The sequence below is a fragment of the Stappia taiwanensis genome (genome assembly GCF_014635285.1).
GTDB classification, from domain to species: domain Bacteria; phylum Pseudomonadota; class Alphaproteobacteria; order Rhizobiales; family Stappiaceae; genus Stappia; species Stappia taiwanensis.
Genome location: NZ_BMCR01000001.1, coordinates 19,046 through 39,133, shown reverse-complemented (window position 1 = coordinate 39,133; position 20,088 = coordinate 19,046). Strand labels below are relative to the sequence as shown.

Here is a 20,088-nt window from a genome sequence, read left to right as displayed (position 1 = left end):
AATTTGACCCTTTTCCTTTTCCCCCGGAACCTTGCGGAATCCGCCGGTTCTGCCTTTCCAGTATGCGCTTGTCCGCCTTTACCGCCCGACAAGGTGAGACAAACTTAACCCTGCAACCCCATCCTGAAGGCCGTCCGAGCGTTTCTCATGACCGGAAACGGAATCGAAATCGGACAGCAAACGTGCCATAACCCGGCAGAACCGGTAGAGAGCCCGGGCACACACCCCGGGACCAGACGTCAGGACGATCTCGTGCGCATCAATGGGAGTACGCCAGCAACAGGCACCCCGTCGTGCGCCGCACCCTTTCGTGCGGCCGGCGCGCGCGCGCGTGCGGGCCTGCTACTGTCGACGTTCCTTGTATCCCTCGCTCTCAGCGACGCCCCGGCACACGCCTTCGACCTGTTTGGCTGGAACCCGTTCTCCAGTTCCCAGGACGCCGAGGAAAACGGTATCCCCAACCCGTTCCCTTATGAGGTCACGCTCACCCTGGCCGGTGAGGACAGCGACCTCGAAAAGACGCTGAACGGCGCCTCCCAACTCGTCAGCGAACAGGCGACGCCGCCCTCGGGGGAAGCCGGGCTTGTGGCCCGCGCCATTGCCGACTTCGAACGGCTGGTCGGCCAGCTCTATGTGGAGGGATACTACGCCGGAACCGTGTCGATCCGGGTGGCCGGGCTGGAGCTGCAGCAGGCGCTTGCCGCCCCCTCCCTTCCCGGCCCACGCCCGGTGCCGGTGACGATTTCCGTCACGCCCGGTCCGCGCTTTACCTTCGGAACCATTTCCATCGACGCGCGCGATGCCTCCGCCGCCGCGCGCGCGCTTGTCGACAGCCCGTCCGACTATGGCCTGGTGCGCGGCGAAGTTGCCAAATCCGACGCAATCCTGCGCGCGGAAGCGCGGATCGTCCGTGACCTGAAAGCGGGCGGCTATGCCTTTGCCCGGATCGGCCAGCGCGAGATCGTCGCCGATCACGACAACAACCAGCTCGATGTGCGGCTTTCGGTCACCGTCGGACCGGAAGCACGCTTCGGCGAGGTCACCGTGTCCGGAACGAAGCGCACCGACCCGGACTTCGTCATCGAACAGGCGATGATCCCGACCCGCGCTGTCTATGACCCCAAGGCAATCAAGGACGCCAACAAGCGCCTGAACGATCTTGGGATCTTCTCAAGCGTCCGGATTGTCGAGGGCAAGGCACCGGGACCCGATGGCCTGTTGCCGATCACCATCGAGGTGTCGGAGCGCAAGCGCAATGTCATCGGCCTTGGCGCGAACTGGTCGAGTTCGGAAGGGTTCGGCGTCGAATCCTACTGGCGCCGGCGCAACCTGTTCGGCAAGGGCGAGCTCCTGAGCCTTGAAGGCTCCGTCGGACGGATTGGCCAGAACGCCCTGTCGGACCTAGAGTACGCCGCCCGCATCGCCTTTGAAAAGCCCGGTGCGTTCGGCCCCTTGACCAAATTCACCACCAGTCTCGGCGCGAAACAGGAAGTCCCCGACGCCTATCGCAGCCGCAGCATCACCGCCGATGCCTTTCTGGTGCGCCAGTTCAGCGACAGCCTGTCCGCCAGGGTTGGCGGAGAGTTCTTCTATGCCGATGAACAGGACGTCTTCGGCGACAACACCTACATGATGGCCGGGGTCATCGGCGAATTGTCCTACGACACCCGTGACGATCCGCTCAATCCGACGAAGGGCATCAACGCGCTGCTGTTCGCCGAGCCGGCCTATGACATGCGCGGCGGCAACGGCATGCTGTTCGTGCGCGGCTACGCCTCGACCTATCAGGCGCTCGACGAGGCCAAACGTTTCGTCCTCGCCGGCCGGGTCGGTGCCGGTAGCATCATCGCGCCCTCGGTGCGTGACGTGCCGGCGGCGCGGCGCTACTTCGTCGGCGGCGGCGGTTCCGTGCGCGGCTATGCCTATCGCAACATCGGCCCGCGCCTCAACGGCGAGGTGACCGGTGGGCGCAGCTTTGTCGAAGCCTCGGCGGAAGTGCGCATGCGCGTCACCGAGACCATCGGCCTTGTCGGCTTTGTCGACGCGGGCAATGCCTTCGATGCCATGTACCCGGATTTCTCCCAGGCCCTGAAGATCGGCGTCGGCGCGGGCCTGCGCTATTTCACGCCCGTCGGCCCGCTTCGGCTCGATGTGGCCGTGCCGCTGTCCCCGGACAAGGACGACCCGAAATTCGCCATCTATCTGGGGCTTAGCCAGGCATTCTAGGCCGTCCACGCCCTCTCTGACGCAACGGAGAAAAATATCTTCCGCTTCAAGAGCCTGCGGCCGAATGCGGACAATCTGATTCCGGATCCGTGGCCTGCGAGCGAACCGGGACGCCCAAAAACCCGGGTCTTCGCGGTGAAGCCATGATTATGCTTTAACAAGATCGAGCAAGATACTGCGCGCGAATCGCTTTGGCGCCTGAAGGGATAGATAGCCTTGTCGTTCTCCTGGCGGCGGACCTCCCGCCTTCTGCTTCTGTTGCCGAAACTCCTTCTTGCCCTGGTGGCGCTGGTCATCGTGCTGGGGGTGCTGACCCTTGCCGCCCTGCAGACCAGGAATGGTCAGGCGCTGGCCGGACGGCTGGTGAGCGCGCTCGCCTCGGCACCGGGCGCGGAAATCGTCATTTCCGATATCAGGCTGAGCTGGGGGCTGGATGCGGCGATCTCGCGGATCGAAGTGTCCGATGCACACGGGCCCTATCTGACGGTCGCCGATCTTGCGGTGAATTGGCGTCCCACCGCCCTGTTGGCCGGCGCGCTCGACATTGAACAGGCCACCATCGGCGAGGTCGATCTTGCCCGCCTGCCCGAACCTGCGGCAGACGCTGCCGAGGCCAGCGACGCGAGCGAAGGCGGCGGCCTGCCCGGCATTCCGCTGGCCCTGAAGCATTTCGCCATCGAGGATATCCGACTGGGACAAGACATCGCCGGCGCGGCGATGAGCCTGACCGCCAGCGGCGACGCCTGGCTGGCAACCGGCCCGACCACCCTGGCCGGCACCCTGTCGATTGCCCGCACCGACGGAACCGAAGGGACGGTGCTGGCCTCGGCGCGCTTTGCCCCCGAAGAGGATACCCTGACCTTTTCCGTTGCCGTCGATGAGCCGCGCGGCGGGCTCACGGCGCGGCTTCTGGAGGTTCCGGGCCTGCCCGCCCTGTCGCTGTCGCTTGAGGGCGACGGGCCGCTGGATGACTGGCGCGCCGACCTTCAGGTCAAGCTGGACGGCGCCACGGAAGTTGCCGGCAATGCCCGCCTGACCCGCGACGGCGCTGAGCGGGATGTTACCCTCACGCTTGGCGGCGCGCTGGCGCCGCTCGCCCCGCCGGTGGCCGAAGCCTTCCTGCTCGGCCAGACCGCGCTTTCGGCCAAGGCACGCCTTGGCGAGGATTTCACCCCGCTTGTCCTCGATGCGGAGCTTTCGACCGGAACCCTGCGCGCGACCTCCACCGCGCGCTATGCGCCCGGCACCGGCAGCATCGACCTCACCACGCAGGTGGCCCTTTCGGCTGGCGCCGGCGCGATGATCGCGCTTGAGCTGCCCGACCGGCGGATCGCCCTTGGCGAGAGCGACATGCAGCTCAGCGCCTCCGGCACCCTGTCGGCCCTCGACTGGTCGGCGTCCCTGACCAGCCAGAGCGTCGACACACAGGAAGCCCGGCTCGACGGGCTCGACCTGCGCCTTGCCGGCAGCGATGCCGACCTTTCCGCCGAAGAGCCGGAGTTGCCATTCACGCTCGATGCGACCATTGCCACCCTGGCACCGCGCCTGGCTGGCATGGAAAGCCTTGCCGGCCCGCTCAAGCTGGCCGCCAGCGGGCGCGCCTTTTCCGCCGAAAGCCGCATCGCGCTCGACCGCCTGACCCTCGACCATCCGGCCGCCGCGCTGGCGCTGACCAAGGCGGGCCTCTCGCCGACCGAGGTTGCCGGCGACCTCTCCTTCCGCCTGCCGGACCTTGCCGCCTTTGCCGCTCTCTCCGGTCAGCCGCTTTCCGGCGCCGCCGAGGGCACGCTGACGGCCAGTCTCAATCCGGAGACCCTTGCCGGCGAGCTGAAGGCTGCGATGACGGCGCGCGATCTGTCCACCGGCATTGCCCATGCCGACGCGTTCCTCACCGAGCCGCTGCGCCTGACCATGACGGCACAGGGCGACAGCGACGGGCAGCTCACGCTTTCGGCCCTGTCGGTTGAGGCGAGCGGGCTGAAGGCCACCGCCAGCGGCACCAGCGACCTTCAGACCGTCTCCGCCGATCTGCGCGTTGACGCCAGCGGCCTTGACCGGATCGACCCGCGCGTTGAGGGCGATCTTACGCTGGAAGCCAAGCTCTCCGGTCCGCTCACTGGCCCGAAGGTCGCCGCCACCTTGCGCGCTCCGACCTTGACGCTTGCCGGAAAGCCGGTCGGCGATCTGGCGCTCGATGCCGACATCTCCACCGACCAGACCGCTCTTGCCGCCGATATTAAGGTCTCCGCGCTGGTCGACGGTGCCCGACTTGAAGGGCAGTTGGCGGCAAAACCGCAAGGCGCCGGCCTTGTGGCGGAGACCCTGTCGCTGCGTCTTGGACGCAATGCGATCACCGGCGAGTTCTCCCTGGCCGATCTGGCCGCCCCGCTCGACGGGCTGGCCGGCAAGGCCCGGATCGAGGCGCCCGACCTTGCCGCCTTCTCCACCCTGGCCCTGACCGAGCTGGCCGGCGCTCTTTCCGGCGAGATTTCCATTGCTCCCGAGAACGGCGCGCCCCAGGCGGCGGTGGCCCTGACCGGCAGTGACATCGCTGCCGGGCCTGTGCGCATCGGGAGCTTGAGCGCCAACGCCACCTTGCGTGATCCGGTCCGCTCGCCGCAGGCCGAAGGCACCGTGTCTCTCGCGTCCCTCGACCTTTCCGGCACTCCTGTCGCCCGGATTGATGCCACCGCCCGAACCGAAGGGGCCGGCACGGCCTTCACCGTGGACGCCCGGCTGACCGACACACCCACCGCCGACGGGGTGGCGCTGGAAGGTGCGCTGGAGCCAAACGACACTGGTCTCGTCCTCTCCCTTGCCCGGCTTGATGGCCGCTACATGGGGATCGACACGCGCCTTGCCGCCCCGGCCCGCATCCTGCACGGCAATGACGGCGTCACCCGGATCGAGGCGCTGACCCTCGGTCTTGGCAGCGGCAGCCTCGCGGTCACCGGCAGCGCCGGGGAAACGCTGGCGCTTGATGCAAGCTTGAATTCCATTCCGCTGGCGCTGGCCAATGCCTTCACCTCCGGGCTCGGCATTTCCGGCACGGCGAGCGGCACCGCCAAGGTCACCGGCACGCCGGCCTCCCCCCTGGCCAACTGGTCTATTGCGCTGGCGTCACTCTCCGCCGAGCCGCTGCGCAGCAATGGTCTTCCGCCGCTGGCCATCGCCTCCGAAGGCGCCTTCGCCAATGACAGGGTCACCCAGACAACCCGGGTCACCGGTCCGGAGGGCCTTGCCATCACGGTCAAGGGACCGGTCGCGCTGGCCGCGCCGACACGGATGGACATCGACATTTCCGGGTCGGCACCGCTGGCCCTCGCACGGCAGAAGCTGATCCTGTCCGGCTTTTCCGGCGTTGGCACCTTCGACATCGCCGGCAAGGTCAGCGGTCCGCTCACCGGGCCGCGCTACAGCGCCACCATCCGCCCGCGCGGGGTCTCGCTCACCCAGCTCTCCAGCGGCTTCACCCTCAATGGGCTGGCCGGACAGGTGGACGTGTCCAACACTGGTGCGGCACTAAACGGCATCCGCGCCAATATCGCCGGCGGCGGAACGGTCACCGTCGGCGGACGGGTCGGCTTCGACGCCGGCATTCCGGCCGATATCAACGTGGCCGTGCAGAACGGGCGCTACTCCGATGGTCGGATCGTCACGGCCACCCTCAACGCCGCGCTGGCGCTGAGCGGCCCGCTCGCCGATGCCGGCCGCGCCGCCCGACTGTCGGGCACGGTCACCATTCCGCGCGCGGAGATCACCATCCCAAGTACCTTCCCCGGCGCTATCGACCCGGTGGCGGTGGTGCACCGGCATGCGCCGGCCGCCGTGCGTGCCCAGGACAGAGCCCTGCGCCGCGACGAGGGTGGCAGTTCAGGCGGCGGCGGAGGCAGCGCGCCGATTGCGCTCGATCTCACCGTTACCTCGCCGGGACAGATGTTTGTGCGCGGACGCGGGCTCGACGCGGAAATGGGCGGGACCCTGCGCATCGCCGGCACGGTCGCCGATCCCAATGCGGTGGGCGGCTTTTCCATGCGGCGCGGGCGGATGGACCTCTTGCGCCGCCGGCTGACCTTCGACAAGGGCAATGTCTCCTTCACCGGATCGCTGACCCCGAGCCTCGACTTCGCGGCGACGACCTCAGCGGATGGCACCAGCATCACCATCACCGTCAAGGGCGAGGCCGATGCGCCGGTCATTGCCCTCACCTCCTCGCCCGACCTGCCACAGGACGAAATCCTCGCCCGGCTGCTGTTCGGCCGCAGCATGAGCGAATTGTCGCCGCTGCAGATCGCCCAGCTCGGCGCCTCGGTGCTGACGCTGACCGGCGGCAGCGGCGAGGGCCCGCTTGGCTCCCTGCGCAACTCGCTTGGCCTCGACGCCATCGACATCGATGCCGGCGGCGAAGGCGGCCCGTCGGTCTCCGTCGGCAAATACCTGAATGAAAACATTTACCTGGGCGTCAAGCAGGGCACGGAAAGCAACTCCAGCCGGGTGACCGTCGACATCGACGTGACCAAATCGCTGAAGCTGCGCGGCGAGATGGGCGCCGACGGCGAATCCAAAGCCGGTATTTTCTACGAGCGGGAATTCGGCGACTGATCGTCGGCAACGCCCAGCAATTTTGTAAGGGGTCGGCCGACGGTCTATTTCACCCGGCGGCAGCCGGCCCTATTGTCTTCCCCATGAGGAGATTCGCGCGGACCGCGCGGATCGCAGGCTTCGCCCGTGTCTGGCTTTCAGACGACACGGCGGAGCGGCCACAGCGCGGGAGGCAGTCATGATCAACGAGCACCCCTTTTTCAAGCAGGCCTGCTACATCGGCGGGCTGTGGAGCCATGCCGATGACGGCGCGGTGATCGAGGTCACCAATCCGGCGACCGGCGAGATCATCGGCACCGTACCCAAATGCGGCCGGGCGGAAACCACTCGGGCGATCGAATCCGCCTATCTGGCGTTTCAGGACTGGAAGCAGACCACCGCCGAGGAGCGCGCCAGCTTGATGCATGCGCTGTGCGACGCGATCATGGACAACCACGACGCGCTGGCGGAAATCCTGACCACGGAGATGGGCAAGCCACTGGCCGAGGCCAAGGGCGAGATCGCGCTCGGCGTCAAATACGTGCGGTTCTTCGCCGAACAGGCCAAGCGGATCGACGGCGACATCATCCCCTCCCCCTGGCGCGGCAAGAAGATCCTCGTTTCCAAGGAGCCCGTTGGCGTCACCGGCGCGATCACCCCCTGGAATTTTCCCCACTCGATGATCTCGCGCAAGCTCGGCGCGGCGCTGGCCGCCGGCTGCACCATGGTGATCAAACCCGCAAGCCAGACCCCCTATTCGGCGCTGGCCATCGGTGCGCTGGCCGAACAGGTCGGCTTCCCGCGCGGGGTCGTCAATGTCCTGACCGGATCGGCCTCCGAGATCGCGGCGGAGATGTGCGAGAACCCCAACTTGCGCAAGATCACCTTCACCGGCTCCACCGAGGTGGGCAAGACGCTGGCCAGCGCGGCCAGCGCCAACATGAAGAAGATCTCCATGGAACTGGGCGGCAATGCGCCGTTCATCGTCTTCGACGATGCCGATCTCGATGCGGCGGTCGAGGGGGCGATGATCTCCAAGTTCCGCAACTCCGGCCAGACCTGCGTCTGCGCCAACCGGATCTACGCCCAGGCCGGCATCTATGACGCCTTCACCGAGAAGCTCGCCGCTGCGGTGAAAGGGCTCAAGGTCGGCAACGGGCTTGAGCCTGGCACCACCCAGGGGCCGCTGATCGACGCACGGGCGGTGGAGAAGGTCGAGGAACACATTCAGGACGCCATCGGCAAGGGCGCCCGGCTGGTGACGGGGGGGCGCCGCCACGCCAATGGCGGCAGCTTCTTCGAACCGACGCTCGTCGCCGACGTGACGTCCGACATGAAGGTGGCACGGGAGGAGACCTTCGGCCCGCTGGCGCCGGTGTTCCGCTTCGAAAGCGAAGAGGAGGCCATCGCGCGCGCCAATGACACCGAATACGGCCTTGCCTGCTATTTCTACTCGCAGGACCTTGGCCGGGTGTTCCGGGTGATGGACGCGCTGGAATACGGCCTTGTCGGCGTCAACGAAGGGCTGATCACCACCGAGGTCGCCCCCTTTGGCGGGGTCAAGGATTCGGGCGTCGGCAACGAGGGCTCGAAATACGGTGTCGAGGACTACCTCAACATCAAATACGTCTGCCTCGGCGGTCTCGGCGGCTGATCGCCGCGACGATTTCCCGGCGGCGCGACACATGCACCGCCGGGAAGAAGACAGCCTACCACAGCCAGAACAGCAGAACCCAGCCGGTGACCGGCGCCACCAACGACAACAGGAAGCTTGCGGTCGCGGCCATCGCCCGTCCGCCGCGACATGTTCTGGCGACGATCCGGCCAGCGAGCCAGACGGACCAGAGCGCGGCTCCGGCAAGCGCGAGCGCGCGGGCCGGCTGGATCCACGCAAAGTCGATGCCGCTTTGATGCAGCAGGGTGACCGTCTGCGCCGACAGCCCGAGGATGACGCCGCAGGCCGCGACCGGGATCAGCGCATGAGCAAGATGATGAAACCTCTGCCAGTGCCAGGGACCGCATAGACGTGTCGCCAGCGCCAGTGGCAGGCCGACCGCAACGCTCAGACCGACGGTGACCGCGCCGATATAGGCAAGCAGCATCGCCCCGTCGAGCAGCGTCATCACATCGCTCTGGGCGGCATAGTTGGTGAGCATCCACCAGGGAAGGCTCGTGTCGAGGGGCCAGAAAATGCCCCGCTCGACCAGCCATGTGGCCGCCGCCTGCTTCAGGTCGACAAACCACGGGCTCGAGGCCCATTGGAACGCGCCGCCGGCAACCCCGATCAGCCCGACGATGATCAGGAGGCTGTCCCAGCGGGTCGCCGTGCGGCCGGACACCTCCACCACTTCGTGATTGGGGGCACGCGGCTCCAGCCGGACCGCCGCCCGAAAACCGCTGCAGCGCCCGCACATGTGGCAGGGCGAGGCGCTCTGCATGTTTTTCACCGGGACCAGCGGCGCACAGGTATAGCCCTGCAGCAGATCGGCGCGCCTTGCGTTGCCCTCCCAGGCGGTCCGGTCCACCGCGTAATGCATGGGGGCAAGCTTGGCCAGAAGCCCGAAGACTCCGTTCACCGGGCATAGGTACCGGCACCACACCCGCTTTTCGCGCCCATAGAGATAGCCGATCGCCATTGCCGCGAGGGTCGACCCGCCGAGGATCAGCAGCGCCGGCTTGGGGTACTGGTAGACGCTGACCATCTGGCCATAAACCGTGGTCAGGACAAACGCCAGAAAGGGCCAGCCCGGCCAGCGCACCCAACGGGGAATGGCGCCGCCGCGCCCGTTCCGACTGGCGAACTCCGACAGGGCGCCTTCCGGGCAAAGAACGCCGCACCACAGCCGACCGAAAACCAGCATGGAGATCAGCACGCCCGGCCACCAGATGCCCCAGAAGACGAACTGGGCAAACACCGTGACATCGTTCCAGATGCGCGCCGTTTCTCCAGGAAGCGGCAGCACCGAGGGCACCACCAGCAAGGTGGCATAGACCGCGACGACGCCCCATTGCAGAAGGCGGATCAGACGCTGGTGCCGCCGCAGCCAGTGGCCCGCGGCTTCAAACCGACCGCCTGGATGAAGATCAGTGGCGTAGACGGTGCAGGGCGCGGGTTTCCCGGTCATGACCTTCCCTCCCGCGCGGCCACCGCCCGGTGGCTCTGCCACCAGCCGGCAATGCCCATCAGCAGTGCGAAGCCGCCCCATGTGGCGACGGTCGCCAGATCCGGTGCGGCGCGATATCCGGTGAGCAAGGCAATGCTGCCGCCGACCCGGCCGGTATCATCCAGCAGCCAGCTGGTATCCCACAAGGGCGCGGTGTAAGGCAGGAAACCGAGCGCCACGAGGTTGCCGATACCGGTGACCAGCAGCGCGCAGGCCAACAGCAACAACATGATTTCGGTGATGCGAAAGAACACCCGCCACGACAGGGCGCGATGGCCGAGCTGCAACAGCGCGTAGGAGCCAAGGGCCAGCAGCAGCCCGGTCACGGCGGCGGCCAGCACGGTGATACGGCCGATCCCGGGACCGGCGCCCAGCAAGCCATAGAGGAAGACGACGGTCTCGCTGCCCTCGCGGGCCACGGCGATCAGCGCCAGAAAGAAGACCATCCACCAGCGGCCGCGGGCGGCGGCCCGGGTGAGATCGCGCTCCAGATCCCGTTGCATCTGGCGACCGTGACGACGCATCCATACCACCATCTGCACGATCAGCCCGGCGGCGCCAAGCACCAGCGCGGTCTGGAAATACTCCAGCCGGTCGCCGGCGAGGCTTTCGGAAAACCGCAGGATGGCGAAGGCAAGCGCCAGGGCGCAGGCCAGACCGGCTGCCACACCGCCCCAGAGATAACGCCGGGCGGCAGTCCCCATTCCGCTCTGACCGATCCAGGCATTGAGAATGCCGATCACCAGCAGCGCCTCGACGCTTTCGCGCCAGACAATGAATGCAATTTGCGTCGTCATGATGCCAAATCCCTGGCCACCTCGGAACGCCTCGTTGCCGCGCGCGAACGCTATCTGGCAACGATCACCCCATGGGCCGTTTCCTTGTCCATGTGAAACTCATCGAAGAACGGATAGCTGCCCGGCGACAGGCGCCGGATCACCACAAAGGAGGTCACGCCGGGGCCGAGCACCTTTTCCTTGCGCATGCGCAGGCTCTCGAATTCGGCAGCGGTCGTGCCAGTGTTGTGCAGCACGATCTTGAAGGTAGTCCCGGCCTCGACCTCGATCCGGGTGGGCGTGACGACGCCGTCGCGAAGCTCCATCTCGAACACCGGCATATCGGCGGCAAGGCTCGGGGACGGGGCAAGGGCGAGGCAAAGAGGAAGGGTCAGGGCAAGCACGCGCGCCTGAGCACGTGCCAGGCCGGGAGAAACAAAGCGAAAAAGAGACATGGGGGGCAGCTCCTGAACATGGGCGAAACGCGACCGGCGAAGCATCCGCCGGCCGCATTTTCAACGGGTCAGTAGCCGCCCTTCTTGCCCACCCCGGCGTAGACGAATTCATAGGTGGTGGTGAAAGGTTCGAACCACGGCGCGACGCCGGTTTCCTTGTCCACATGCCGGCCGAACCCGGTCATGGTCTTGCCGCTTGGCGGAGCGATGTCGAACTTCAGTTCGTATTTGCCAACGCCCATCAGCTTCACATTGTCCCCATAGTGCGGCCCGTCACTGGCCACCATCGGCATAAGCGGGCCAGTCTGGGTTTCACCGCTGTCGAGCTTGGTCAGAGTGTAGGTGACGACCAGATACGGCGCCCATTCCCCTTCCGCCAGACCGTTCTTGTTATCCGCCAGGGCGTGAATATCGGCTTCCAGATGGATATCGCTGTCGGCCGCCGGGCGCATCATCCCCGCAGGCTCCATGGTGATCGGCTGCAGATAGACCGCCGCCACCTCCAATCCGCCACCGGTTTGCGGCGCGCCGATCGGATATTCCGCCGCCAGCGCGGGAGAAGCCCAGGCTGCGGCAAGCAGACTGCCGGCAAGTGTCAGGGTGATTTTACGGGACATGATCGAACAACTCCTTCGGTTTCAAGGGCCGGAGTTGCCAATCGACGCATAGAAGCCATGCCCCTTCTGATGGAGCTGAAGGTGGTGTGTGCATTTCCATCTCCGATAAACAGGGTTCAAGGCCCTACCATCGAACAAGCAACACACTTCGAATAAAGCAAATGAAAATCATTCTCAAGTAAATAGAATTACCTATCATGCAAACAGGTATTATTTTACAATAATTCCAATCTATATACTCAATAATCATTCCAATGTTCATTAAACGATATATATGAAATTGCGCTGGACAAGCAGGCCCCGCCCCGCAGGCAGACGTCGCGCGCTTTGCAAGAAACCGGCTGTTTTTCGCGGGCGCCGGTCTCGCAGGCCCCAATCAGCGATGGCGCTTGAGGGTATGCGATGGCAATTCGCCGTAGCGCTTGCGGTAGGTGTCGGCGAAGCGGCCAAGGTTGGTGAAGCCCCATTTCAGCGCGATGTCGGTAACGGAGGCTGACGCATCGGCGGCCAGCAGATCCTTCCGCACGCCTTCCAGCCGCATCGTCCGGAGCCGCGCCATCGGCGTCGTGGCGCGAAAACGGCGGAAACCATCGAACAGGGTGCGCACGCCAACGCCGGCCGCCGCGGCGATATCCTCGACCGAGATCGCCCGGTCGGCATTGGCGATCATGAAGTCCTCGGCCCGGACCACATGACGCGGTGCCGACGGGCTCACCGGCGCCGCCAACGCCTCGGAATAGTTGTTGCGGAACGTCGTCAGCAGCATGGTCATCAGCGTCTGTTCCAGATGCCGGATCCCCACCTGGGTCCGAAAGAACGTGGCGTCCTGGTCGATCTCCTCGATGACGAAGTTCAGCGCCCGGCGGTATCCCTGATTCTCGCAAGATCCGGTGGGCAACTTCGGATAGAACTCGATCGGCCGGGTCACCGCGTCGTTCAGCAAGCTGCCGAGATGCCGTTCCAGCGCACTGCGGTCGACCTTCAGCACCAGATGGTCGCAATTCTCGGTCCAGGTCATGTGCAGCGGCAGCGTCGCCGAACTGATCACGCTCATGGCCGGCGATGCGGAAACATAGCGGTTGCCGACCTGCATCTCGCAGCCGCCACGGTCGACGGAATGCACCATGAACCAGTTTTCCGGCTCGCCTGCGTCGATCTCCACCTCCTCGCCATAGGTGATATGGCTCAGCGCAAGCCGGCCAAGCGGCGCGAGATGTTGCCGGATCGCAAGGCCGCGCCCGCGCCCGGCATAGTCGAGACGGTGCCTGCAAAAGACCTTCCCCACCCGCTCGCGGGCCTCGTCGAGATCGGATGTCTCGAAGAGGAAATAACGCGACATGGGCACGGGCGTCTCGTCTTGGTCGCTCAAGGTTCTTTCCTGCACGATCTGTACATTTCCCGCAGTAACTGGATAGAGAGGCCGCTTCGGCACCGCCATTCTTATCAACATACAATAATATGAAACGCGCGATTAAGAGGCGCGTCAAGGAGGAGAAAGAGGAGGACCGCAGGCCGCGCAAGACGCCGCCGCGACGACGCGCCACTGCGCGCAACACCGAAAACGGCGATCACCCGGCCCAGCGCCGCACACGCTGCGCGCGCCCCGCCGGGACATTTCAAAAGGGAGAGAGAAAATGGATTTCAGCAAAGGTCCGATGACCATCGGCGAAGGCTTCCAGGGGCAGAAGTGGACGATCCTCGGCGAGCCTTATGTGCCGCTGCACATGACCCCTTCCTCGCTGCTGATGCATGCCGAATTCGGCCCGGACAGCTTCGTTCCCACCCACCTTCACGAAACCCAGGATGAAACGCTCTACATCATGGAGGGGGAGATGGAATTCGAACTGGAAGGCAAGACGATCAAGGCAGCGGCCGGCACCACGGTCACCCTGCCGATGGGCATTCCCCATGCCCTGCACAACCGGTCGGGCAAGACCGCCCGGGCACTGGTCTTCGTCTCGCCGACCGGGAAAATGTACGACTACATGGCCCGGATCGACGGGCTGAGCGATCCGGCCGAAGTGGTCCGCCTCGGGGCGGAACACGAGATCCGCTTCGTCTGACCGCAAGGCCACACATGGGATGACCTGCGCCTGACAGCGCGCACCCCGGCCAAAGGTATACCCTGGCACCACTCCAACAACAGGCAGAGCGCACGGGTTCGGCACCGCAACCGGACAACGACCCCGTGCGCCCAGCGGGTCACGCTGCCCTCCCTAAAGGAGAGATCCGAAATGAATGTGAAATCCACAGTCGAGGCGTTCTGGCACGGCCACAGCGCCGGCGATCACGACGCACTCAAGACCATCGTTGCCAAAGACATACGCTGGACGGTGGTTGGCGACACCTGCCCCATCGCCAGAACCTATGAAGGCTGGGATGGCTTCTTCGGCGAATTGCTCGGCGGACTGGCCGCCGCCTTCGTGCCGGGCACGCTGACCATGCGGCTGAAGGGACTCTATGCCGATGAGGAGCAGGGCGTCGGCATCCTGCACCTTGAGGAAACCGCCACCTTGCACAACGGCAACAGCATCTCCCTGGAGATCGTCGACGTGATCACCGTGCGCGATGGCCAGATCATTGACGTCCGCGAAGTGATGGATCTCGCCGCCGTCAACGCCGCTTTCGGTTTCTGAGGAGACGACATGTCGACCCCATACAAGCAAGACCTCACCGCGCAGATGATCGCCCGCGTCCACGAGATCGGCCCGATCCTGCGTGACAATGCCGCCCAGGCGGACCGCGACAGGCGCGTGCCCGACGCTTCCCTCGCCGCGTTGGAGAGCACTGGCGTATTCGGCATCAACACGCTGGAGCGCTACGGCGGGCAGGAAGGCGGCGCGCGGATGCTGCTCGACGTCACCAGCGCCATTGGCCAGTATTGCACCAACGCGGCCTGGATTTCGGTGATCTCCAGCGTATCGTCGCTGCTGCCGATGCGTTTTCCCGAGCCCGTCCGCGAGCGCATCTTCCACGATGGCAGGCCCGTGCGCATGGCTTCGGTCATCGTCAACATGGGCAGCACTGCGGTGCGTGACGGCGATGACTATCGCGTCACCGGCGAATGGCCCTTCGGCTCCAACATCCTGAACGCGGAATGGGCCATCGGCGCGGTGCAGATGCGCGAGAGCGCGGATGCCGAACCCCGCCCCGGCTATGTGCTGCTGCACAAGGACCAGTACACGATCAAGGACACCTGGTTCACCATCGGCATGCGCGGCACCGGCAGCAACAACTTCGTGACCGAGGACCTGTGGCTTCCCGCCGATCAGGTGGTCGGCGCCGACGTGCTGCTCGGCCCCGGTTTCGAGGAGCGCGAGGATGCGCATTTCCTGCAGCGGCTGCCCCCCGTGTCGATGTTTCCGACCGTCGTCATCTCCGGCCCGCTCGGCGCGGCCAAGGCGGCGCTGGAGATGGTGATGCAAACCTCCGCAAAGCGGCCGGTGACCTATTCGAAGTATCAGCCGCAAACCAGCTCCGGCGTCTTCGTTCAGGGGATCGGTGCGACACGGGCGAAGATCGACGCCGCCGAAATGTTCCTGCAGCGCGCCGCCGACATGATCGACACGGCCGCTCAAGGCAGCCAGCCGCTGTCGGTGGCCGACCGGGCCAGCGTGCGCAATTGCTGTGCCCATGCCACCCATAACCTGGCCGAGGCGATGAACGACATCGCCTGGCTGCATGGCACCGCGCTGTTCGCCGAGGCCAACCCGCTGGGCCGGCTCTGGCGCGACGTCAATACCGGCGTGCGCCATGCCATCGCTGCCAGCCCGCTCTGCTATGAAATCGGCGGCGCTGGCCTGCTGGGTATCGAGCAGCCGACACCGCTGGTCTAGGAGGCGACGATGACAGACTCCCCGGACCAGAGAACCGTGCAACGCGGCGGTGCGGTCGGCGTATCGCGTGACGGCATCGCCTGCTTTTACGGCCTCAGATACGGACAGCTCCGGCATCCGGGGAGCCCTCGCTCCGCCATCACCACGGCGGGCGGCCAGCTCACGGTGGAAGACCTGACCGATGTCCCGGTCTTTCCGCAGCTTCCCAGCCGGCTTGAGAGCGTGATGGGCCCCGGCATTCGCGACAACCCGCAGGATGACGCGGCCTTTTTCCTGAATGTCTGGGCGCCGGAAGAGGCCACCGGTCTTCCTGTCCTCGTCTTCCTGCATGGCGGCGCCTGGGTCAGCGGCGGCGGCGCGGCCCGCTGGTATCGCGGTGAGCGACTGGCAAGCGAGGGCCTCGTGGTCGTGACGCTGAACTACCGTCTCGGCCCTGCCGGTCATCTCGATGACGATGAGCCTGGTTCCTATCACCGGCCAATAGAGGACATTCTGGAAGCGCTCCGCTGGGTCCAAAGGCAGATCGCCGATTTCGGCGGGGATCCCGACCAGGTCACGCTTGCCGGACAATCCGCTGGCGCCTGGTATGCCTGGGCTCTGTCCACGCTGCCGGCCGCCGCTGGCCTGTTCCGCCGGGCCGCGCTTTTGAGCATTCCCGCAATCAAACCCTGGACGCCGGTACAGCGCAGCGCCTTCACCCGGGCGGTCCTCGCCGCCAAGGCCAGAGATCCGGCCTCCCGTCAGGAGCCGCGCGAGGCGCTGCTTCGCGCCGGCGCCCGGGTTCTGTCCCAAGCCCCCGGGGAGCCGGGCGCGATCCCGCCGATGTATCTGCCAGTCTGGCCCGAAGATCCGGCGAGGCCAGCCAACAAATTTCACGTGGATGCGCTTTATCTGAGGGCGACCCGGCACGAGATGTCAGTGTTTCTGCCCGCCTCTCTTTCCGGCTCCAGCGAAATGGAAGCAACCCTCGCGCATCTGCGCGCCCGTGCCGGCACGGCACCGGTGCCACCGGTTCCCTGCCCTCCGGACTGGCCACGCGATCACGCCGCCCTCGTCACGCTCGCGTCCTGGATCGGGTTCGGGCGGTTCGCCAGCGTGATCGCCGGCGCGGCGGAACGCGATGGCCGTCTTGTGATCCAACGGGCCTTTGCGGCGCTCGCCGGACCGGCAAGGCTCGGCGCGGCGCATTGCCTCGACCTGCCCTTCCAGTTCGGAAATCGCGCGGACTGGCACGATGCCCCGATGCTGGAGGGCTGGTCAGCGGAAGACTTCGAGGAGGTGAGTCGGGAGGTCAGGAGGGACCTTGCCGCCTTCGTCGCCGGCCACCACCAAGACGGCCACCGCACCCTGGGCGCGGAGAGCGGGCCGCACCGCAACTGAAGGAGGAGAAGAACATGCAGCAGTCGCACCCGGTGAGCGCGGCCTTTCGCGAGGCCTTTCGCTACCACCCCGCCGGCGTGGCGGTGATCACCGCCCAGACCGAAACCGGCCCCGTCGCCCTGACGGTCAGTTCCCTGATCTCGGTCAGCGCAGATCCTCCGGTCGTCGCCTTCTCGCTCTCCGCGTCTTCCAGCTCCGCCGCCGCGCTGCTGACGGCAGAGACCATGGTCGTTCACTTCCTGCGCTATGCCGATCAGGATCTTGCCCGGCTCTGCGCGACAAGCGGTGCGGAGCGCTTTGGCCCGGCCGAACCCTGGGAGTGGCTGGAGACCGGAGAACCCCGCTACAGCCGGGTCGCCACCTGGTTTCGCGCTCGTCTTTACGGCACCCTGCCCGTCGATGGCGCAACGATCGTCAGCGCGCAGCTGCTTGACGGACAGGCGACACCGGGACCGGAGGATCCGGCACGGGAAACCCTCGTTTATCTCGACCGCCGCTGGCACCGGCTGCACGGTGCCGTCGAAGACGCAGCCTGATCCCCCTTCGCGGGATGTAGCGAGGACGGGCGATGCCATCATCGCCCTCCTGCCCTGTCGCCCACTTGTGGATAAACGGCATCGACGCGCGGGTTTCAAAACGGCGGAGACATGGATTTGTCAAACGCTGCGGATAAACTCTCCATCACCGCTTGACACCGGACCTCAAGCCGTTGATACAGCGTGGCAAGGCCTCGTGGCGGAGTGGTGACGCAGCGGATTGCAAATCCGTGTACCCCGGTTCGATTCCGGGCGAGGCCTCCAACTCCCTTCAAAATCTGACGAATTCCCGGCAGCCCTTGCAGCTGGTGCTTTTCCGCGCGCCGTGCCATCCGCATTGGCCGTGCCTCCCTCTCCGTTCAGGCAGGGGATAGCGGCCCTTACGAAGCGCCGCATGTCGCTTGTCCGCCTTGGCGCGGCGGGTCCGGCGCAGTACGGTCGCTCAGACAACAGAGCCAACCGGCGGAGAGCGACAGTCCCCTTGCGGCGGCGATCCGGATTTTTCGAACGGGAGCGGGCATGAAACACGGCGGTGACCTCGGCGCGGCGATCGCACAGGCCGGCGGTCTGGCGGAAGACTGGCTTGACCTGTCCACCGGCATCAACCCCCACGCCTATCCTCTGCCAACGTTGCCGGCGCATGTGTGGACCGCGCTGCCGGGGCAGGACGCGCTCGACCGGCTGCTGGCGACCGCCCGCGCCACCTATCAGGTGCCGGATCATCTCGCCCTTGCCGCCGCGCCCGGCACCCAGGCCATTCTGGCGTGGCTGCCGCATGTTCTACCCACCGGCGATGTCGCCGTGGTCGGCCCCACCTATGGCAGCCACGCGGACACCTGGCGGCGCGCCGGGCGGCAGGTCACCGAGATCCGCACCCCGTTCGCCGATCTCGACCCGGCGGTCCGCATCCTGGTGATCGTCAATCCGAACAATCCCGACGGGCGGCTTGTCGATGCCACCAGCCTGCGTCATCTGGCCGGCGAAATGCAGCGGCGCGGCGGACGGCTCGTCATTGACGAAGCCTTCACCGACAGCTTTCCCGGCACCAGCGTGTTGCCGCATCTGGAGGGCATGCCGGCACTGGTGCTGCGCTCCTTCGGCAAGTTCTATGGCCTTGCCGGGCTCCGGCTCGGCTTTGTCGCCGGACCGCCGGAGGATATCGACCGCCTGGCGGCGGATCTGGAAAGCTGGGCGGTGTCCGGGCCCGCGCTGGCCATCGGCACGGCGGCGCTCGCCGACACGCACTGGCAGGACGGGATGCGCGCGCGGCTCGCCGACGAGGCGGCCGACCTCACCATGCTGATGCACAAACACGGGCTCAGCGTCTTTGGCGGCACGCCGCTGTTCGTGCTGGCCGGCACGCGAGATGCGGCGGCGCTGCAAGGCGCGCTGGCGCGGCAACGGATCTGGACCCGGGTGTTCGACTATGCACCGACCTGGATGCGGATCGGCCTGCCGGGCGACAAGCCGGCCTTCGACCGGCTCGACGCGGCGCTGGCACGCGCCATGGCCGGGGACTGAGCCCGGCGATGCTGCTGTTTTCCGACGCCGCCCTGTTGCTCGCGCTGGCGCTCCTGCTCGATGCGCTTGTCGGCGATCCGGACTGGCTGTGGCGCCGATTGCCCCATCCGGTGACGCTGTTCGGCAAGATCATCGAGATCGCCGATCAGGATTTCAACACGCCGGATCTTTCCCGGCGGCTACGCCGGATCTACGGCACCCTGTTCCTCGCCGCGCTGGTGGCCTGCGCCCTTTTGATCGGCTTTCTGCTGGAAGCGATCCTGCGCGGCCTGCCCTTCGGCGAGGTCGGCATTGTCGTCATCGCCGCCGTGTTTCTGGCGCAGAACTCACTCTACCGGCATGTGGCCGCCGTGCGCGACGGGCTGGCGCAGGAGGGCATTGCCGGTGGACGGCGGGCGGTGGCAATGATCGTCGGCCGCGACCCGGAGCAGCTCGACGAAAGCGGCGTGGCGCGCGCGGCCATCGAATCCTGCGCGGAAAACTACGCCGATGGCGTCACTGCTCCCGCGCTCTGGTTCCTGCTCTTCGGCCTGCCCGGGCTGATCGCCTACAAGGCGGTCAACACCGCCGATTCGATGATCGGCCACAAGACCGAGCGCCATGGCGCCTTCGGCTGGGCCTCGGCACGGTTCGACGATCTGGTGAACCTGCCCGCCTCCCGCCTTGCCGGGCTGACGCTTGTCGGCGCCGCGCCGTTTCTGGGACGCAGCCTGACCGCGTGTTTCGCCGTCATGCGCCGCGACGCGCCCCAGCACCGCTCGCCCAATGCCGGCTGGCCGGAAGCGGCAATGGCGGCAGTTCTCGGCATCGCCCTGGCCGGCCGGCGGGTCTACCCGGGCTATACGGTGGAGGATCCGTTCATCCATGACGAGGGGCGCAAAACTCTCACCGCCGGTGATATCTCGCGTGCACTGAAAGCCCTGTCCATCGCCGCCGCGCTGCAATTCATGCTCGTGGCGCTGATCGCCGCCCTTCCCCTTTTCACCTGAGGTTCGT

The 20,088-nt window shown here is 66.2% G+C and carries 15 protein-coding genes and 1 tRNA gene; 11 read left to right on the top strand and 5 right to left on the bottom strand.

Annotation, left to right across the window (positions count from 1 at the left end; all coding sequences use genetic code 11):
- Window positions 1-252: 252 nt before the first annotated feature.
- The 3 genes from IEV83_RS00165 to IEV83_RS00155 all read left to right on the top strand — a co-directional run bounded on the left by IEV83_RS00165 (window position 253) and on the right by IEV83_RS00155 (window position 8,461).
- A complete protein-coding gene (locus IEV83_RS00165) occupies window positions 253-2,226 on the top strand; it encodes an autotransporter assembly complex protein TamA (protein WP_209002917.1) in 1,974 nt (657 codons plus the stop codon).
- 216 nt (window positions 2,227-2,442) lie between these two features.
- Window positions 2,443-6,828, top strand: coding sequence for a translocation/assembly module TamB domain-containing protein (locus tag IEV83_RS00160; protein ID WP_181758250.1), 4,386 nt, complete (start codon window positions 2,443-2,445; stop codon window positions 6,826-6,828).
- A 178-nt stretch (window positions 6,829-7,006) separates the two neighbouring features.
- Entirely contained in the window at window positions 7,007-8,461 is a 1,455-nt protein-coding gene (locus IEV83_RS00155) for an NAD-dependent succinate-semialdehyde dehydrogenase (protein ID WP_181758249.1), read from the top strand.
- Window positions 8,462-8,516: 55 nt separating this feature from the next.
- On the opposite strand, the gene IEV83_RS00150 is transcribed toward IEV83_RS00155, so the two are convergent.
- From IEV83_RS00150 to IEV83_RS00130, 5 genes are all read right to left on the bottom strand, one after another.
- On the bottom strand, window positions 8,517-9,932 hold the full coding sequence (locus tag IEV83_RS00150; protein ID WP_181758248.1) for a 4Fe-4S binding protein: 1,416 nt from the start codon (window positions 9,930-9,932) through the stop codon (window positions 8,517-8,519).
- On the bottom strand, window positions 9,929-10,768 hold the full coding sequence (locus IEV83_RS00145) for an FTR1 family iron permease (protein ID WP_181758247.1): 840 nt from the start codon (window positions 10,766-10,768) through the stop codon (window positions 9,929-9,931). The genes IEV83_RS00150 and IEV83_RS00145 overlap by 4 nt, the downstream gene beginning before the upstream one ends.
- A 50-nt stretch (window positions 10,769-10,818) precedes the next feature.
- Window positions 10,819-11,202: a cupredoxin domain-containing protein gene (locus tag IEV83_RS00140; protein WP_181758246.1), complete on the bottom strand. Its 384-nt coding sequence runs from the start codon at window positions 11,200-11,202 to the stop codon at window positions 10,819-10,821.
- A 68-nt stretch (window positions 11,203-11,270) separates the two neighbouring features.
- A complete protein-coding gene (locus IEV83_RS00135) occupies window positions 11,271-11,819 on the bottom strand; it encodes an iron transporter (protein ID WP_181758245.1) in 549 nt (182 codons plus the stop codon).
- 376 nt (window positions 11,820-12,195) lie between these two features.
- Window positions 12,196-13,188 carry an AraC family transcriptional regulator gene (locus IEV83_RS00130; RefSeq protein WP_181758244.1) on the bottom strand — a complete coding sequence of 331 codons (993 nt, stop codon included), beginning with the start codon at window positions 13,186-13,188 and terminating at the stop codon, window positions 12,196-12,198.
- 265 nt (window positions 13,189-13,453) lie between these two features.
- Between IEV83_RS00130 and IEV83_RS00125 the strand changes: the two genes are divergently transcribed.
- The 8 genes from IEV83_RS00125 (at window position 13,454) to cbiB (ending at window position 20,081) form a co-directional block, all read left to right on the top strand.
- Window positions 13,454-13,882, top strand: a complete 429-nt coding sequence (locus IEV83_RS00125) for a cupin domain-containing protein (RefSeq protein WP_181758243.1) — start codon at window positions 13,454-13,456, stop codon at window positions 13,880-13,882.
- 171 nt (window positions 13,883-14,053) lie between these two features.
- On the top strand, window positions 14,054-14,455 hold the full coding sequence (locus tag IEV83_RS00120) for a nuclear transport factor 2 family protein (RefSeq protein WP_181758242.1): 402 nt from the start codon (window positions 14,054-14,056) through the stop codon (window positions 14,453-14,455).
- 9 nt (window positions 14,456-14,464) lie between these two features.
- Entirely contained in the window at window positions 14,465-15,655 is a 1,191-nt protein-coding gene (locus IEV83_RS00115) for an acyl-CoA dehydrogenase family protein (protein WP_181758241.1), read from the top strand.
- Between the two features lie 9 nt (window positions 15,656-15,664).
- On the top strand, window positions 15,665-17,035 hold the full coding sequence (locus tag IEV83_RS00110; RefSeq protein WP_181758240.1) for a carboxylesterase family protein: 1,371 nt from the start codon (window positions 15,665-15,667) through the stop codon (window positions 17,033-17,035).
- A gap of 14 nt (window positions 17,036-17,049) precedes the next feature.
- Complete coding sequence (locus tag IEV83_RS00105) at window positions 17,050-17,571, top strand: flavin reductase family protein (RefSeq protein WP_181758239.1); 522 nt, start codon at window positions 17,050-17,052, stop codon at window positions 17,569-17,571.
- A 190-nt stretch (window positions 17,572-17,761) separates the two neighbouring features.
- Window positions 17,762-17,835: transfer RNA gene (locus IEV83_RS00100), tRNA-Cys, on the top strand.
- 255 nt (window positions 17,836-18,090) lie between these two features.
- Window positions 18,091-19,092 carry a threonine-phosphate decarboxylase CobD gene (gene cobD, locus IEV83_RS00095; protein ID WP_181758238.1) on the top strand — a complete coding sequence of 334 codons (1,002 nt, stop codon included), beginning with the start codon at window positions 18,091-18,093 and terminating at the stop codon, window positions 19,090-19,092.
- 8 nt (window positions 19,093-19,100) lie between these two features.
- Window positions 19,101-20,081 carry an adenosylcobinamide-phosphate synthase CbiB gene (gene cbiB, locus IEV83_RS00090; RefSeq protein ID WP_181758237.1) on the top strand — a complete coding sequence of 327 codons (981 nt, stop codon included), beginning with the start codon at window positions 19,101-19,103 and terminating at the stop codon, window positions 20,079-20,081.
- Window positions 20,082-20,088: the final 7 nt, after the last annotated feature.

Excerpts from the sequence above, each read along its gene's own strand:
- IEV83_RS00140 (WP_181758246.1), bottom strand. The coding sequence starts at position 11,202 with ATGTCTCTTTTTCGCTTTGTTTCTCCCGGCCTGGCACGTGCTCAGGCG.
- IEV83_RS00115 (WP_181758241.1), top strand. The coding sequence starts at position 14,465 with ATGTCGACCCCATACAAGCAAGACCTCACCGCGCAGATGATCGCCCGC.
- IEV83_RS00150 (WP_181758248.1), bottom strand. The coding sequence starts at position 9,932 with ATGACCGGGAAACCCGCGCCCTGCACCGTCTACGCCACTGATCTTCAT.
- IEV83_RS00120 (WP_181758242.1), top strand. The coding sequence starts at position 14,054 with ATGAATGTGAAATCCACAGTCGAGGCGTTCTGGCACGGCCACAGCGCC.
- IEV83_RS00105 (WP_181758239.1), top strand. The coding sequence starts at position 17,050 with ATGCAGCAGTCGCACCCGGTGAGCGCGGCCTTTCGCGAGGCCTTTCGC.
- IEV83_RS00155 (WP_181758249.1), top strand. The coding sequence starts at position 7,007 with ATGATCAACGAGCACCCCTTTTTCAAGCAGGCCTGCTACATCGGCGGG.
- IEV83_RS00125 (WP_181758243.1), top strand. The coding sequence starts at position 13,454 with ATGGATTTCAGCAAAGGTCCGATGACCATCGGCGAAGGCTTCCAGGGG.
- cobD (WP_181758238.1), top strand. The coding sequence starts at position 18,091 with ATGAAACACGGCGGTGACCTCGGCGCGGCGATCGCACAGGCCGGCGGT.
- cbiB (WP_181758237.1), top strand. The coding sequence starts at position 19,101 with ATGCTGCTGTTTTCCGACGCCGCCCTGTTGCTCGCGCTGGCGCTCCTG.
- IEV83_RS00110 (WP_181758240.1), top strand. The coding sequence starts at position 15,665 with ATGACAGACTCCCCGGACCAGAGAACCGTGCAACGCGGCGGTGCGGTC.
- IEV83_RS00145 (WP_181758247.1), bottom strand. The coding sequence starts at position 10,768 with ATGACGACGCAAATTGCATTCATTGTCTGGCGCGAAAGCGTCGAGGCG.
- IEV83_RS00135 (WP_181758245.1), bottom strand. The coding sequence starts at position 11,819 with ATGTCCCGTAAAATCACCCTGACACTTGCCGGCAGTCTGCTTGCCGCA.